This window comes from Micrococcus sp. APC 4021 (genome assembly GCF_030407635.1).
Classification (GTDB): domain Bacteria; phylum Actinomycetota; class Actinomycetes; order Actinomycetales; family Micrococcaceae; genus Micrococcus; species Micrococcus luteus.
Window position 1 is genome coordinate 1 of the sequence record NZ_JASDCZ010000061.1, and the last position, 13,318, is coordinate 13,318.

Here is a 13,318-nt window from a genome sequence, read left to right on the forward strand (position 1 = left end):
CCTCGGGGTCGGGGCGGCGGGCTCGGTGGAGGGTCAGCGCGCGAGCAGGTCCAGGAGGCGGCGGGCGGCGTCGGCGGAGGAGGCCGGGTTCTGGCCGGTCACCAGGGTGCCGTCCGTGACCACGAAGCTCTCCCCGTCCGGGCCCTTGCGGTAGTCCGCGCCGGCGGCGATCAGCGAGTCCTCGACGAGGAACGGGACGACGTCCGTCAGCTGGGCGGCCTCCTCCTCGCCGTTGGTGAACCCGGTGACCTGACGGCCGCGCACGAACGGGGTGCCGTCGGCGGCGGTGATCGGGTGCAGGATCCCGGGCGCGTGGCAGACGAGGCCGAGCGGGCGCCCGGCCGCGTCGCTGTCGAGGATGATCCGCGTGGAGTCGGCGTCGGACACCAGGTCCCACAGCGGGCCGTGACCGCCCGGGTAGAAGACGGCGTCGAACCCGTCCACGTCCACCTGGGCCAAGGGCGTGGTGTGGGCCAGGGCGGCCTTGGCCTCCTCGTCCTGGTCGAACCGGCGGGTGGCCTCGGTCTGCATCTCCGGCTGCGAGCTCGTCGGGTCGATGGGCGGCTGGCCACCGCGGGGCGAGGCGAGGGTGACCTCGTGGCCGGCGTCCGTGAAGACGTAGTAGGGCGAGGCGAACTCCTCGAGCCAGAACCCGGTCTTGCGGCCGGTGTCGCCCAGCTGGTCGTGCGAGGTGAGGATCATCAGGATGCGGGACATGTCTGGGGCCCTTTCGTCGGTGGGGACTGAACTCTCATGGTCGTGCACGACCGAATCTCGGGCAAGGGTGACGGTGCCCACCGGCCTGACGCCGCGGCCGCCGCGCCCGAGACATCAGCGCTCCGTCACCCGCCCGTCCTGGACCTGCCAGCGGCGGTCGGTGCGGACGGTGTCCAGCATGCGGCGGTCGTGGGTGACGAGCAGCAGGGCGCCCTCATAGGTCTCCAGGGCCTGTTCGAGCTGCTCGATGGCCTCCAGGTCCAGGTGGTTGGTGGGCTCGTCGAGCACGAGGACGTTCACCCCGCGGGCCTGGAGCAGGGCCAGGGATGCCCGGGTGCGCTCGCCGGGCGAGAGCTCGTCCACGGGGCGGTTCACGTGGTCGGCCCTGAGGCCGAACTTGGCCAGCAGGGTGCGCACCTCCCCGGAGGCCATCTCGGGCACGAGCGCCTCGAAGGCCGCGGCGAGCGGGACGGTCCCGACCAGCAGCGAGCGCGCCTGGTCGATCTCCCCGATCTGCACGCTGGACCCCAGGGCGGCCATGCCCTCGTCCGGGGCCTGGCGGCCCAGCAGCCCGCGCAGCAGGGTGGACTTGCCGGCCCCGTTGGGCCCGGTGATGCCGATCCGCTCCCCCGCGTTCTGCTGGAGGGACACCGGGCCGAGCGTGAAGCCGCCCTGCCGGAACACGGCGTCGTTGAGGGTGGCGACCACCGAGCTGGAGCGCGGCGCCGCACCGATGGTGAACTCCAGCCTCCACTCCTTGCGCGGCTCCTCCACCTCCTCCAGGCGCGCGATGCGGCTCTCCATCTGCCGGACCTTCTGGGCCTGCTTCTCGCTCGACTCACTGTTGGCCTTGCGGCGCAGCTTGTCGTTGTCCGGGGACTTCTTCATCGCGTTGCGCACGCCCTGGCTGGACCACTCCCGCTGGGTGCGGGCGCGGGAGACGAGGTCCTGCTTCTGCTCGGCGAACTCCTCGTACTTCTCCCGGGCCTGGCGGCGCAGGGTGGCCCGCTCCTCGAGGTAGGCCTCGTAGCCGCCGCCGTAGACGCGGTTGGTGCGCTGGGCGAGGTCGAGCTCCAGGACGCGGGTGACGCAGCGGGCCAGGAACTCGCGGTCGTGGCTCACCAGCACGACGCCGCCGCGCAGCTCCTGCACGAAGGCCTCCAGGCGGGTCAGGCCGTCGAGGTCCAGGTCGTTGGTGGGCTCGTCCAGGAGCACGACGTCGAAGCGGGAGAGCAGCAGCGCGGCGAGGCCGACGCGGGCGGCCTGCCCACCGGAGAGGGAGGTCATGAGGACCTGTTCCGGGGAGGCGGAGAGGTCCAGGCCGAGGTCGGCCAGGACGGCGGGGATGCGCTCCTCCAGGTCCGCGGCGCCGGAGGCCAGCCAGCGGGTGAGGGCGGTGTTGTAGCGGTCCGCGGCGGCGTCGGTGACGTCCGGGTCGGCCAGTGCCTCGGCAGAGGCGTCCATCTCGCGGGTGGCCTCGGCGCAGCCGGTGCGGCGGGCGATGTACCCGGCCACCGTCTCCCCCGACACGCGCTCGTGCTCCTGCGGGAGCCAGCCGACGAAGGCGTCCGAGGGGGCGAGGGACACGGTGCCGGCCTGCGGGGCCAGGTCCCCACCGAGGATGCGCAGCAGCGTGGACTTGCCCGCGCCGTTGGCCCCCACGACGCCGACGACGTCCCCCGGCGCGACGGTGAGGTCGAGCGCGTCGAACAGCGTGCGATGGCCGTGGCCGCCGGCCAGGCCGGAGGCGACGAGGGTGGCGGTCATGCTTCTCCTGGCTCGGGTGCGCTTCCCTGGGGCGGGTCACCGCCACACTGTCACAGATCCCCCGGGGCACCGCCCCCGGGCCCCGACTCCCGGATCTGCGGCGCGCTTCCTTCCTTGCCCTGACAGGGGGAGAGTCATAGCGTCGCCAGGGTCAGGTGCGCGGCTCCGCGCGGCGCACACGGCGCTCCAGAGAGGGAAGGCAGAGCACTGATGACTGAACCGGTGAAGTACACGCCCGACATCGAGCATTCGGTCGACCGCGAGGAGGACCTGACCCGCGAGATCCTGGCCCAGATGGGCGCGGCACAGCGCCGCGCGGCGGGAGAGCACAAGCACGCCCACCGCGACGCCCACGCCAAAAGCCACGCCGTCCTCAAGGCCACGCTGGAGGTGCACGAGGGCCTGGCTCCCGAGCTGGCGCAGGGCATCTTCGCCCGTCCGGGCACCTACGAGGCGGTGGCGCGGCTCTCCTCCGCACCCGGGGACATCCACACCGACCGCACTCCCGCCCCGCGGGGCTGGGCCTTGAAGGTGCTGGGGGTGGAGGGCAAGCGGCTGCTGCCGGATCTGGACAGCCACAATCAGGACTTCCTCATGGTGAACTTCCCGACGCTCGCCTTCGGCACCGTGGCCCGCTACAAGGAGATGCTGAGCCTGCTGGAGAAGAACTCCCAGTCCCCCGAGCTGCTGCAGCGCCTGACGACGGGCGCCGCGCGCGTGGTCCGGGGTGCGGTGGAGACCGTCGGGGGGACCCCCAGCGCCACCCTGGAGGGCCTGGGGCGGGACAACGCCCACGTCCTCGGCGAGACGTACTTCACCCAGGGCGCCCTGCGCTACGGGGACCACGTCGCGAAGATCTCGCTGGCCCCGGCGTCCGAGAACGTGCGCGCCCTGACCGGTCAGGACATGAAGGTGGAGGACTTCTCCTCGATCAGCGAGATCGTCGCCGACTTCTTCTCGCGTGAGAGCGCCGAGTACGTCCTGCGGGCGCAGCTGGCGACCGACCCGGAGCGCATGCCGGTGGAGGACGCCTCCGTCCTGTGGGACGAGGAGGAGGCCCCGCACCAGCCCGTCGCCACCCTGCGCATCGAGGCGCAGGAGAGCTACAGCCATCCCCGCCGCGTCTACGGCGACGACGCCCTCACCTTCAACCCCTGGAACGGCGTGGTCGAGCACCAGCCGTTGGGCTCCATCATGCGCGTCCGCAAGCGCGCCTATGAGCAGTCCACTCGCTTCCGCCACGAGTTCAACGACCGCCCGGCCCCCGAGCCGTCGTCGCTCGACGACATCCCGGACTGATCCCGGCCCCACCCCTCACCATTCACCCCAAAGGATTCTCGAAGGAGGACCTCATGACTGACCGCTCAGACCCCCGGCTCCAGGACGAGAGCCGTCTCGACGCCGTCAAGCGCGCCGTCGAGGACGTCGCCCAGGACGCCCCCACGCTGGCCAAGATCGCCCTCGAGGCGATGATCCGCGAGCACAACCCGGACCTGTCCGGCACGGCCGACTCCGCCGGCCGCGTGGGGATGCGCTCGGGCAAGGTCTCGGAGCTGACCGCGATCGCCCGCCTCAAGCCGGGCGGCGCCGAACGGCTGCAGCGCATCTTCGACCTGACCCGCGGCAACATGGACGGCGCCCAGCGCGTGTCCACGTTGCACGACATGCGCTTCGTCTTCTTCGACGACAACACCCGGATCCTCTTCGCCACGGCCTACGACGGCGACTGGGATGCGTACATCAACGACTTCGCCACCAAGATCCCCGAGCTGATGGACCTCCTCTTCCAGAACGTGGAGGGGTGGCCGGGCATCGACAGCCCGACCGTGAAGGACTTCATCGCCGACCACCAGATCACCGCCTCCGGGTGGTTCGTGGCGAACCCGCAGGTCACCGTGGTGGACACGCGTCGACTGCAGCGCACCGAGGACGCGGTGAACACCTTCCTGGACCAGATGGCCGGGCGCACCGACCTGGACGAGGACACCGCGGCCGCCCTGAAGCAGCTCACCGACACGATCTCCACCCCCGAGGCGGTGGATTACTGAGATGGGCGTGCTCAAGGACCTGAAGGAACGTTTCGATCGGGAGCGGGTCGAGCTGGACCTGGACGACATCCAGGGCCTGGTGCTGCGGTCGCGGCCTGAGCCCTACGTCGGCGCCCACGCCATGCTGACCGTGGAGGAGGCCGAAGGCGGTCGGGACTTCGTCCGTCGCCTGACCGAGTACGTGACCTCCGCGCAGGACTGGGCCGATGACCTGCAGTCCTGGACCGGCGTGGCGATCAGCTATGCCGGCCTGCGCGCCCTGGGGCTGCCCGAGGACTCTCTGGCCAGCTTCCCGCTGCCCTACCAGCAGGGGATGGCCGCCCGCGCTCAGCAGCTCATGGACACCGGGCCGAACGCCCCGGAGCACTGGGACGAGGCGTTCACCCAGGACGCCTGCCACATCGCGCTGACGATCTACGCGGCCGACGCCGACGCCCTGGACGCGGCCCTGGACCAGGCGGAGGAGGTGCTGGAGCACTCCACCGGAGTGACCCTGGTGGCCACCCACCGGTTCGGGGTCGACGAGCTGAACAAGAACCCCTTCGGCTTCCGGGACTCCATCTCGCAGCCGACGGTGGCCGGCAGCGGGGTGCGGCCCCAGCCGGGCCAGGAGCGCTCCATCTCCGCCGGCGAGTTCATCCTGGGCGAGAACAGCGAGACCGGCTCCCCGCTGGCCGTGCCGCAGCCGGACGTGCTGGGCCGCAACGGGACCTACGTGGTGCTGCGCAAGTTCGCCAGTCGGGTGGGCGCCTTCAACGAGTACCTGGCCTCGCAGAGCCCGGACCCGGAGGAGCAGCACCGGATCGCCGCGAAGATGTTCGGCCGGTGGCGCAGCGGCGCCCCGCTGGTGCTCTCCCCGGACCACGACGACGAGGAGCTGGGCAACGACCCGCAGCGGCGCAACGACTTCACCTTCGAGGACGACCCGAAGGGCCTGATGTGCCCGCACTCCAGCCACATGCGTCGCCTCAACCCGCGGGACAGCGACCTGTCGATCATGACGGACGTGAACATCAAGCGGATCATCCGGCGCTCCTCGACCTACGGTCCCGGGTGGTCGCCGGAGGTGACCTCGGCCGACGACGCGAAGGAGGACCGCGGGATCTACTTCATCTTCATCAGCGCCCGGGCCTTCGACACGATCGAGTTCATGCAGCAGGAGTGGATCAACGGAGGCAACTTCGTCGACCTCGGCTCCGAGCGGGACCCGATCGTCGGTCTGCACGAGGACGACCCGACGCAGGGACGGTTCACCATCCCCGCCGAGCCGGCCCGCAAGCGCATCGACGGCATCACCACCTTCAACCGGATGGCCGGGGGCGAGTACCTCTTCATGCCCTCGCTCAGCGCCCTGCGGTGGATCGGTGAGGGTGGCTGGACCTCCGAGCAGTCGGACGCCGAGGCGTGATGCAGCCTCCGTCCCCGGGCGGCCCCGCAGGCGCCCTGCCGTGGCAGGTGGACCTCGACTGGCTGTGGGGCACCCCGCCGGGCAACGACGGCTCCCCCGCGACCCTGCGGCTGGACGTCGTCGGCCCCGGGGCGGCCCGGGCGGCCGCCGCGTGGCTGGGCTCCCTGCCCGGGGGCGAGGACGGCGTGCGGGGCAGGGGCGGCTGGCGTGCCGACCCGGGCGAGCAGCCCGGCGCGGACGACCACGCCGTCCTGCTGCTCACCTCGGCGGGTGAAGACGTGGCGGACGGGCTGGAGGACGCCGCGGACGACGCCCACGCGGCGCTGGCCGCCGTCGGGGGCCTCACCCTGCGGTGGACTCCCCTGCCCCGTGACCCGTCCCGCTGAGGCCCTCGCGCCCCGTCGGTAGGGTGGAGTGATGGCGACGGTACTTCTCGTGCGGCACGGCCGCACCACGGCCAACGCGTCCGGACTGTTGGCGGGCCGCACCCCCGGGGTCAGCCTGGATGATCACGGACGGGAGCAGGCGGCCCGCACCGCGGACCGCATCGCGGCCGTGCCCGTGGCCGCGGTGGTGGCCAGTCCCCTGGAGCGGTGCGCGCAGACGGCCCGCGCCCTCCTCGATCGCCAGCCGGGGACGGTGCCCTCGCTGGTCGACGACGACTTCACCGAGTGCGACTACGGCCAGTGGCAGGGGCGCGCGCTCAGCGACCTGGCCACCGAGCCCCTGTGGGCGACGGTGCAGACCCAGCCGTCCGCCGTCGTCTTCCCCGGCGGGGAGTCCATGGCGGGCATGCAGGCCCGCGCGGTGGCGGCGATCCGCCGGCACGACGCCGCCGTCGAGGCCGAGCACGGGCCCGGGGCGGTGTGGGTGGCGGTGAGCCACGGGGACGTCATCAAGTCGATCCTGGCCGACGCGCTCGGCACGCACCTGGATCTGTTCCAGCGGATCGAGGTGGGGCCCGCCTCCGTGTCCATCGTGAGCTACGGTCCGGCCCGCCCGCGGGTCTGGGCGATGAACACCGACGCCGGGGACCTGTCCTGGCTGGCGACCCTCGGCCCGTCCGACGACGCCCCGGTGGGCGGCGGCGCAGGCACGGGCACCGGTGCGGTGGACGAGCGGACGCCTAGGATCGTGGCATGACTGATGCACCTGCCCCCGCCCATGAGTTCGACTGGCCGGATCGGGTCGTGATCGGGACGCTCGGGCGTCCCGGCGCCCGCACGTTCTACCTGCAGGTGCGCACCGGGCCCCGGCTGGTGAGCCTGGCGCTGGAGAAGCAGCAGTCGGCCCTGATGGCGGAGATGATCGACGAGATCCTCGACGATCTCATGGCGCTGGAGGGCAACCCGCACAGCGTCCCGGCCAGCACGCCCGTGGAACTCGTGGACAACGATCCGCTGGACCCGGTGCAGGAGTGGTTCCGGGTGGGGGCCATCGGCCTGGGCTGGGACCCCACCACCGCGCAGGTGCTCATCGACGCGCACCCCCTCTCCGACGACGACGCCGACCCGGCGCTCGAGGCGGACGCCGAGGCCGTGCGCGTGCGCATGCCCGTCGGCGCGGCCCGGGCGTTCGCCCGGCGCACCCGGGAGGTCGTGGACGCCGGGCGCCCGATCTGCTCGGACTGCGGCCAGCCCATCGACCCCGACGGCCACGACTGCACTCTCCCCGACTCCTGATGAGCGCCGCGGACGTGCCCGCCGGCGAGCTGATGTCCGGGGAGCTGACGCTCACCGGCCGCATCACGACGGCGTCCAACGCCACGTTCCTCGGCGCGATCGGTGACACCCCGGTGGTCTACAAGCCGGTGGCCGGCGAGGCCCCGCTCTGGGACTTCCCCGCCGGAACCCTGGCACGCCGCGAGGTGGCCGCGCACCTGGTGTCCGAGACGCTGGGGTGGGACATCGTGCCGCGCACCTGGCTGCGCGACGGCCCCTTCGGCGAGGGCATGGTGCAGCTCTGGCAGGAGCAGGACCCTGAGCAGGACGCCGTGGACCTGTTCCCAGCGGACAAGGTGCCGACCGCGGGGTGGCTCACGATCCTGGAGGGCGAGGACGAGGACGGGAATCGGCTGGTCCTGGCCCACGAGGACACGGCGGCGCTGCGCCGCATGACGGTGTTCGACGTGATCGTGAACAACGCCGACCGCAAGGGCGCCCACATCCTCGCCATGCCCGGCGGTCACCGGTACGGCGTGGACCACGGGCTGACGTTCCATGTGCAGGACAAGCTGCGCACCGTGCTGTGGGGATGGCTGGGCGAGGCGCTGAGCGAGGAGGAGCGCGACGGCGTCGCCCGGGTTCTCGACGGGCTCGACGGTGAGCTGGGGTGGGGGCTGGCGGAGCTGCTGGGTGCCGAGGAAGTCGACGCCCTTGCCGAACGCTGTGCCCAGTTGCTCGACGGCGGGATCTTCCCGGCCCCGAGCGGGCTGACGCCGGCCGTGCCCTGGCCGCTCTTCTGACGGGCCTGAGGCGTCAGGCAGGACTCGCTGATGCCGAAGTCCTTCGCGATCTGGTTCAACCGGGTGCCAGGTTCGCGTCTCTGCACCAGTCCCGTGTTCTTGTTCGCTCGGGCAGGTGTACCGACGCGCCCCGCGACGCCTGACGACTCAGGAGCGCACTTCCTGGGTTCGTGTGCCTCGGCGGCTGGCTTCGAGGGCTGAGGTGAGCGTTCGAGCGTCGTAGCTGCCCAGCAACCGTCGGCCGTCGACGAAGAACGTCGGGGTGGCGTGCGCGCCGCTTGCATCGGCGCTTTCGAGATCCCGCTCCACACGGGCACGTACGGCGGCACTGTCGAGGTCAGCCGTGAACTGGGCGACATCCAGGCCCAGCTCTTCGGCGTAGCGGATCAGATCTTCGCGCTCGAGCGCGTCTTGCCGCGTGAAGACGAAGTCCAGCCACGGCCAGAACATCCCCTGATTCGATGCCGCCTCCAACGCTCGTGCGGCTATGGGGCCGTGAGGGTGATGTGGCAGCTGGCGAACGACATACCGGAGATCGTCCCCGAACCGGCTGCGAAGGTCCTCCCAGGAACCCGTTGCGTGCGCGCAATAGGGGCATTCGAAGTCGATGTACTCGACGAGCGTGAGCTGGGCGTCCTCTGGTCCGCGGATGTGGTCGACTTCAGGATCGACGGGTGGTGTGAGCACCATCGGCAGATCTGCCGTCTCCTCTCCCCAGCGTTTCGCAGCAACCCGGAAGATCAGCCACCCAAGCGCGGTGGCGAGCACCATCGCGACCAACACGCCGACGGTCGCTTGCCGACCCAGGTCGGACGTCGAGCCGAACGCGAGGCCGATGACATGGAGCGGCTGGGGGGCGAGCGGTGGGATCGTCGAGCGGGTCGGGCTGGAGTCGGCCCGCGGTGGGGTCGAGGCAGAGGCACTCTACGACTCCATCCGCGTGGCTGCGCGCCTGGCACAGGCGGAGGTCCACCGAGCGGTCCTGCTCGCTCCCCAGCACCTCGACCCCGAGGCCGTCCTCGGGCTGCCGGTCGCTGCGGACGCACTGGCCACCACCCTTCGCCCGCTCATGGCCGACGTCGACTGCATCGTCGGGCCTGCCGTGCCGATCACCGAGTTTCCCGACTCCCTCGCGATGAAGCAGCGGCTCAGCGCCCTTCGGGCCGTCGCCCATTCGGGGCCGACCTTCGTCGACGACTCCCTGCTCGAGCTCGTCTGCGTGGCCGACCCGGTCGCCGTGCGGGCCCTGCGGCGCAAGTACTTCGGAGAGCTCGACCGGCTGCCGAGGACCAGCGTGCGGTGCTCGTCGAGACGCTCCGCCAGTGGTTGCTCCAGTGGGGCCACCGGCCGGGGATCGCCCAGGCCCTCACGGTTCACCCGCAGACCATGAGCGGTCGTCTGCACCAATTACGTGACCTGCTCGCCGACGATCTTGAGGACGCCGTCGTCAGGGCCGAGCTGCTCGTGCTGCTCACGGCCGAGGGGCCGCCTGATCGGCGATCCCTTCTGTGCTCTCCATGTCAGGAGAGTGACAACCGCGGAGACCTCCCCGGTCCGGGGTGCGAACCTGTCAGTAGTCGTAGGAGAGCGGGGTGCGGTTGCTCATCCACTCGTTGTGCGGCTCGATGATCTTCCACGTGACCTCGGGGTAGGAGGTCGCCTCGATGTGAGCCTTGAACTTCGCAGACTCACGGGTGACGCCCCTAAGGGTCGTCGCAGAGAGGTTCCACTGGTGGCTAAAGCCCGGTCGCTTCCCCGCGAAAGGGAGGGTGATCGTGACCACGTTGCCGGACCCCGTCGCGGTGCCCGGGCCTCTGTACGTGAAGGCCCCCGTGTACACCGACGGGTTGAGGGTGACCGTGATCTTGATGTCGTAGGGGTAGGGCTGGTTCTTGTCCGCGATGCAGTCCTGGTGGTTGTTCGGCGAGTACCGCACCGTCCCACTGATCTGGTCGCGGTTGTTGTTGATCGGCTGGCGGCCGTTGGAGGACCACATGTCGAAGACGTAGCAGTCCTGATTGGGGGATGCGGCGAGCGCGGGGGCCGAGACGGCCAGGGCGACGGCCGGGGCCGACCAAGCAACGCCCTTGGTCACGGTTCGGCGGGAGACGGCAGAGGGACTGGTCATGAGATGCTCCTGCAGGCAATCGGATGGGTGGCACCGCACCATATGGATGCTGGGAATCATCATAAACGCGCGAGACCCGGGCGCGTCATGGCCTGATGTGACAAGTTCTAGTGACGCATTGTCACTCGATGCCAAGGCTCGCTACTTTGGACAAATACTGTTCATGATCATGCCAGCGAGCGGAACACCACGGCGGGGTGGAGGCCAGGTGGATCGCGAGAACCATGGGGAGTCTGAATGCCGATGAAGGCGCCGGGACGTCACGTCTTGGCGGCGTACGCGGAGGAGAAGACGCGCCTGACTCAGCGACTCGTGACGGAGGTCGCCACCGAGCTCGGGGTCCCGCCGGTGGCGATCGAGCGGCACTGGCCGGTGGATGTCGGTGAGGTCCTCATGGAGTTCCTCGACTGCGTCGTCACCAACGACATCGACCGCGTCGCCGCGCGGGGCAGCATCTTCGAGCGGCTCGGGAGAGAATGTGCCCGCGGGGGAGTCGACGTCGATCTGTTGGTCTCGGGGCTGCGGATCGCCGTCGCCCGCTGTCAGGCGCAGGTCCACCGGGCCCATCCTCGGGGCCGACCGCCAGGACGACGACAGTGAGAGTGTCATCGGGCTGCTGAGCCGGGTGATGACCGTCGGGGAGGCCGTCGTGTCTGCGTCGCAGCGTGGACACGACCTGGCCGACCTGGACGACGGCGACGAGGACGAGGCGCTGCGGCGACTGGCCAGCGTGCTGATGTACGGGCGGGGCGACCCGAGCGACCTGGTCGCCGAGGTCGGGTGGCAGCCGAGCACCAAGGTCTGCGCCATCCTCACCTCCGCGGACTCCGGGCCGCAGATCCGCCGGCGTGCCGACGTCAAGGTCGCCTACTACGACCGGGCCAGCGACGTGGTCCTCATCCATCCCGTGGCGGACGGGAAGCAGTCCAGCTCCCTGCAGTCGCTGCTCGTCGGTCACACCTGCGTGGTCGGCCCGGCCGTGCCCTTGGACGAGCTGCCCGGCTCGCTGGCGCTGGCGACACGCACGGAGCTGCTCGACTCGTCGGCCGAGGGGATCACCTTCGCCGACGATGTCCTCCTCGAGCTGGCGATGAGTGCGGACCCGGCAGTGATCACCGCCCTGCAGCGCAAGCACTTGGGGGAGTTCGATTTCGAGGCGGAGGACCACCCCGACGTGCTGGCCTCGACGCTGCACGAGTGGCTGCTCCAGTGGGGCCATCGCCCGGGCATCGCCACGTCGCTGGACGTGCACCCGCAGACCGTGAGCCATCGGATCAAACGGATCAAGGACGGGTTGGCCTACGACCTGGAGGACCCGCGGGTGCGCGCCGAGCTGCTCGTGCTGCTCACCGCCATGTCCGTGCGCAATGCATGGCAGGCGCCCTGAACGGCGTGGCGTAGGTCACATCCGGCGCCGATGCAGGAGCATGCTGGGGTTCACCACATCGGATAGGAGGATCGACGTGTCCCCTCCTTCGGTACGGGAGGGCGCCTGACACTGCTAGACGTTGAAGCGGAACTCGACCACGTCCCCGTCCCGCATCACGTAGTCCTTGCCCTCCATGCGCACCTTGCCGGCAGCCTTGGCATCGGCCATAGAGCCGGCGGCGACCAGATCGTCGAAACTCACGATCTCCGCCTTGATGAAGCCGCGTTGGAAGTCGGTGTGGATCACGCCGGCAGCCTCGGGCGCCGTCGCGCCGACCGGGATGGTCCACGCGCGCGTCTCCTTCGGCCCCGCCGTCAGGTAGGTCTGCAGGCCGAGGGTGGAGAATCCGACGCGGGCCAGCTGGTCCAGCCCGGACTCGTCCTGCCCGGCCATCTCCAGCATCTCGGCGGCCTCCTCCTCGGAGAGCTCCACGAGGTCGGACTCGAGCTTGGCGTCCAGGAACACGGCCTGGGCGGGGGCCACCAGATCGCGCAGCTCCTGCTGCTTGGCCTTGTCCCCCAGCACACCCTCATCCGAATTGAACACGTAGATGAACGGCTTGGCGGTGAGCAGGCTCAGCTCGCGCAGCCGGTCCATGTCCAGCTTGTCCTTGTCCTTCGCGGCGAAAATCGTCTCGCCCCGCTCCAGCACCGCGAGCGCGGCCTTGAGCGCCTCGAGGTCGGCGGGCTCCTTCTTCTTGCCCTTGACCTCCTTCTCGACGCGCGGGATCGCCTTCTCCACGGTCTGCATGTCCGCGATGATCAGCTCGGTGTTGATGGTCTCCATGTCCGAGGCCGGGTCCACCTTGCCGTCCACGTGGACGACGTCGCCGTCGTCGAACGCGCGCACCACCTGGGCGATCGCGTGGGCCTCACGGATGTTCGCCAGGAACTGATTGCCCAGGCCCTCCCCCTCGGAGGCGCCCTTCACGATGCCGGCGATGTCCACGAAGGACACCGTCGCCGGCAGGATGCGCTCGGAGCCGAAGATCTCGGCCAGCTGAGTCAGCCGCTCGTCCGGCAGGTTCACCACGCCCACGTTCGGCTCGATCGTCGCGAACGGGTAGTTCGCCGCGAGCACGGTCTGGCGCGTCAGCGCGTTGAACAGGGTCGACTTGCCTACGTTGGGCAGTCCCACGAATCCGATAGTCAAAGCCACAGTCCGGCAGTCTACCGGCGGGCCCACCGCAGCGGAGGCGTCCCGCACCGGCCCCGTTCCGTGGGCAGAACCGGCAGCCCCGCCCGCTCCGTGGGCAGAAAGCGCGCTCTCCCCTGTTCTGGGGGCAGAACCGGCAGGGTTTTCGCTTCCGGGGGCAGAAACCTTCACTCTCCTGCCCACGGAACCCAGAGGCCCAGTG

14 protein-coding genes and 1 pseudogene are annotated in these 13,318 nt (G+C 70.4%); 10 read left to right on the top strand and 5 right to left on the bottom strand.

Annotation, left to right across the window (positions count from 1 at the left end):
* Positions 1-33 precede the first annotated feature (33 nt).
* Together QL983_RS06920 and QL983_RS06925 are read right to left on the bottom strand one after the other, a co-directional pair.
* A complete protein-coding gene (locus QL983_RS06920; protein WP_141843606.1) occupies positions 34-717 on the bottom strand; it encodes a type 1 glutamine amidotransferase domain-containing protein in 684 nt (227 codons plus the stop codon).
* Positions 718-831: 114 nt separating this feature from the next.
* On the bottom strand, positions 832-2,484 hold the full coding sequence (locus QL983_RS06925; RefSeq protein WP_290152003.1) for an ABC-F family ATP-binding cassette domain-containing protein: 1,653 nt from the start codon (positions 2,482-2,484) through the stop codon (positions 832-834).
* A 210-nt stretch (positions 2,485-2,694) separates the two neighbouring features.
* Here QL983_RS06925 and QL983_RS06930 point away from each other — a divergent pair, with 210 nt between their 5' ends.
* From QL983_RS06930 to QL983_RS06960, 7 genes are read left to right on the top strand one after another with little or no spacing between them, the layout of a single operon-like run.
* The gene (locus QL983_RS06930; protein ID WP_172717669.1) at positions 2,695-3,783 is read left to right on the top strand and encodes a catalase family protein; all 1,089 of its coding nucleotides are present in this window, start codon (positions 2,695-2,697) and stop codon (positions 3,781-3,783) included.
* A 53-nt stretch (positions 3,784-3,836) separates the two neighbouring features.
* Complete coding sequence (locus QL983_RS06935) at positions 3,837-4,532, top strand: hypothetical protein (protein ID WP_044659971.1); 696 nt, start codon at positions 3,837-3,839, stop codon at positions 4,530-4,532.
* A gap of 1 nt (position 4,533) precedes the next feature.
* Positions 4,534-5,940, top strand: a complete 1,407-nt coding sequence (locus tag QL983_RS06940) for a Dyp-type peroxidase (RefSeq protein ID WP_290152006.1) — start codon at positions 4,534-4,536, stop codon at positions 5,938-5,940.
* The gene (locus QL983_RS06945) at positions 5,940-6,326 is read left to right on the top strand and encodes a hypothetical protein (protein ID WP_290152008.1); all 387 of its coding nucleotides are present in this window, start codon (positions 5,940-5,942) and stop codon (positions 6,324-6,326) included. The genes QL983_RS06940 and QL983_RS06945 overlap by 1 nt, the downstream gene beginning before the upstream one ends.
* A gap of 31 nt (positions 6,327-6,357) precedes the next feature.
* Positions 6,358-7,083, top strand: coding sequence for a histidine phosphatase family protein (locus tag QL983_RS06950; protein ID WP_172717667.1), 726 nt, complete (start codon positions 6,358-6,360; stop codon positions 7,081-7,083).
* Positions 7,080-7,622, top strand: coding sequence for a DUF3090 domain-containing protein (locus tag QL983_RS06955; RefSeq protein ID WP_101967565.1), 543 nt, complete (start codon positions 7,080-7,082; stop codon positions 7,620-7,622). The genes QL983_RS06950 and QL983_RS06955 overlap by 4 nt, the downstream gene beginning before the upstream one ends.
* The gene (locus QL983_RS06960; RefSeq protein ID WP_290152011.1) at positions 7,622-8,404 is read left to right on the top strand and encodes an SCO1664 family protein; all 783 of its coding nucleotides are present in this window, start codon (positions 7,622-7,624) and stop codon (positions 8,402-8,404) included. The genes QL983_RS06955 and QL983_RS06960 overlap by 1 nt, the downstream gene beginning before the upstream one ends.
* Positions 8,405-8,551: 147 nt before the next feature.
* Here QL983_RS06960 and QL983_RS06965 read toward each other — a convergent pair.
* Positions 8,552-9,244, bottom strand: a pseudogene (locus tag QL983_RS06965) (thioredoxin domain-containing protein); the annotation flags it as partial.
* Between QL983_RS06965 and QL983_RS06970 the strand changes: the two are divergent.
* Entirely contained in the window at positions 9,245-10,033 is a 789-nt protein-coding gene (locus tag QL983_RS06970) for a helix-turn-helix domain-containing protein (RefSeq protein WP_354436158.1), read from the top strand. It abuts the pseudogene before it with no gap.
* On the opposite strand, the gene QL983_RS06975 is transcribed toward QL983_RS06970, so the two are convergent.
* Positions 9,975-10,532 carry a hypothetical protein gene (locus QL983_RS06975; protein WP_237068970.1) on the bottom strand — a complete coding sequence of 186 codons (558 nt, stop codon included), beginning with the start codon at positions 10,530-10,532 and terminating at the stop codon, positions 9,975-9,977. The two genes, QL983_RS06970 and QL983_RS06975, sit on opposite strands and share 59 nt — an antisense overlap.
* A 312-nt stretch (positions 10,533-10,844) precedes the next feature.
* Here QL983_RS06975 and QL983_RS06980 point away from each other — a divergent pair, with 312 nt between their 5' ends.
* Positions 10,845-11,132, top strand: a complete 288-nt coding sequence (locus QL983_RS06980; RefSeq protein ID WP_237068971.1) for a hypothetical protein — start codon at positions 10,845-10,847, stop codon at positions 11,130-11,132.
* A 49-nt stretch (positions 11,133-11,181) separates the two neighbouring features.
* A complete protein-coding gene (locus tag QL983_RS06985; RefSeq protein WP_237068972.1) occupies positions 11,182-11,919 on the top strand; it encodes a PucR family transcriptional regulator in 738 nt (245 codons plus the stop codon).
* A gap of 114 nt (positions 11,920-12,033) precedes the next feature.
* Here QL983_RS06985 and ychF read toward each other — a convergent pair whose 3' ends face one another.
* Positions 12,034-13,119 (bottom strand): redox-regulated ATPase YchF, encoded by a 1,086-nt coding sequence (gene ychF / locus QL983_RS06990; protein ID WP_290152020.1) that lies wholly within the window; start codon positions 13,117-13,119, stop codon positions 12,034-12,036.
* Positions 13,120-13,318: the final 199 nt, after the last annotated feature.

Bases quoted from the DNA above. Each gene is read 5' to 3' on its own strand.
- QL983_RS06950 (WP_172717667.1), top strand. From the start codon at position 6,358: ATGGCGACGGTACTTCTCGTGCGGCACGGCCGCACCACGGCCAACGCG.
- QL983_RS06935 (WP_044659971.1), top strand. From the start codon at position 3,837: ATGACTGACCGCTCAGACCCCCGGCTCCAGGACGAGAGCCGTCTCGAC.
- QL983_RS06925 (WP_290152003.1), bottom strand. From the start codon at position 2,484: ATGACCGCCACCCTCGTCGCCTCCGGCCTGGCCGGCGGCCACGGCCAT.
- QL983_RS06945 (WP_290152008.1), top strand. From the start codon at position 5,940: ATGCAGCCTCCGTCCCCGGGCGGCCCCGCAGGCGCCCTGCCGTGGCAG.
- QL983_RS06955 (WP_101967565.1), top strand. From the start codon at position 7,080: ATGACTGATGCACCTGCCCCCGCCCATGAGTTCGACTGGCCGGATCGG.
- QL983_RS06960 (WP_290152011.1), top strand. From the start codon at position 7,622: ATGAGCGCCGCGGACGTGCCCGCCGGCGAGCTGATGTCCGGGGAGCTG.
- QL983_RS06970 (WP_354436158.1), top strand. From the start codon at position 9,245: ATGGAGCGGCTGGGGGGCGAGCGGTGGGATCGTCGAGCGGGTCGGGCT.
- QL983_RS06920 (WP_141843606.1), bottom strand. From the start codon at position 717: ATGTCCCGCATCCTGATGATCCTCACCTCGCACGACCAGCTGGGCGAC.
- QL983_RS06930 (WP_172717669.1), top strand. From the start codon at position 2,695: ATGACTGAACCGGTGAAGTACACGCCCGACATCGAGCATTCGGTCGAC.
- QL983_RS06940 (WP_290152006.1), top strand. From the start codon at position 4,534: ATGGGCGTGCTCAAGGACCTGAAGGAACGTTTCGATCGGGAGCGGGTC.
- QL983_RS06975 (WP_237068970.1), bottom strand. From the start codon at position 10,532: ATGACCAGTCCCTCTGCCGTCTCCCGCCGAACCGTGACCAAGGGCGTT.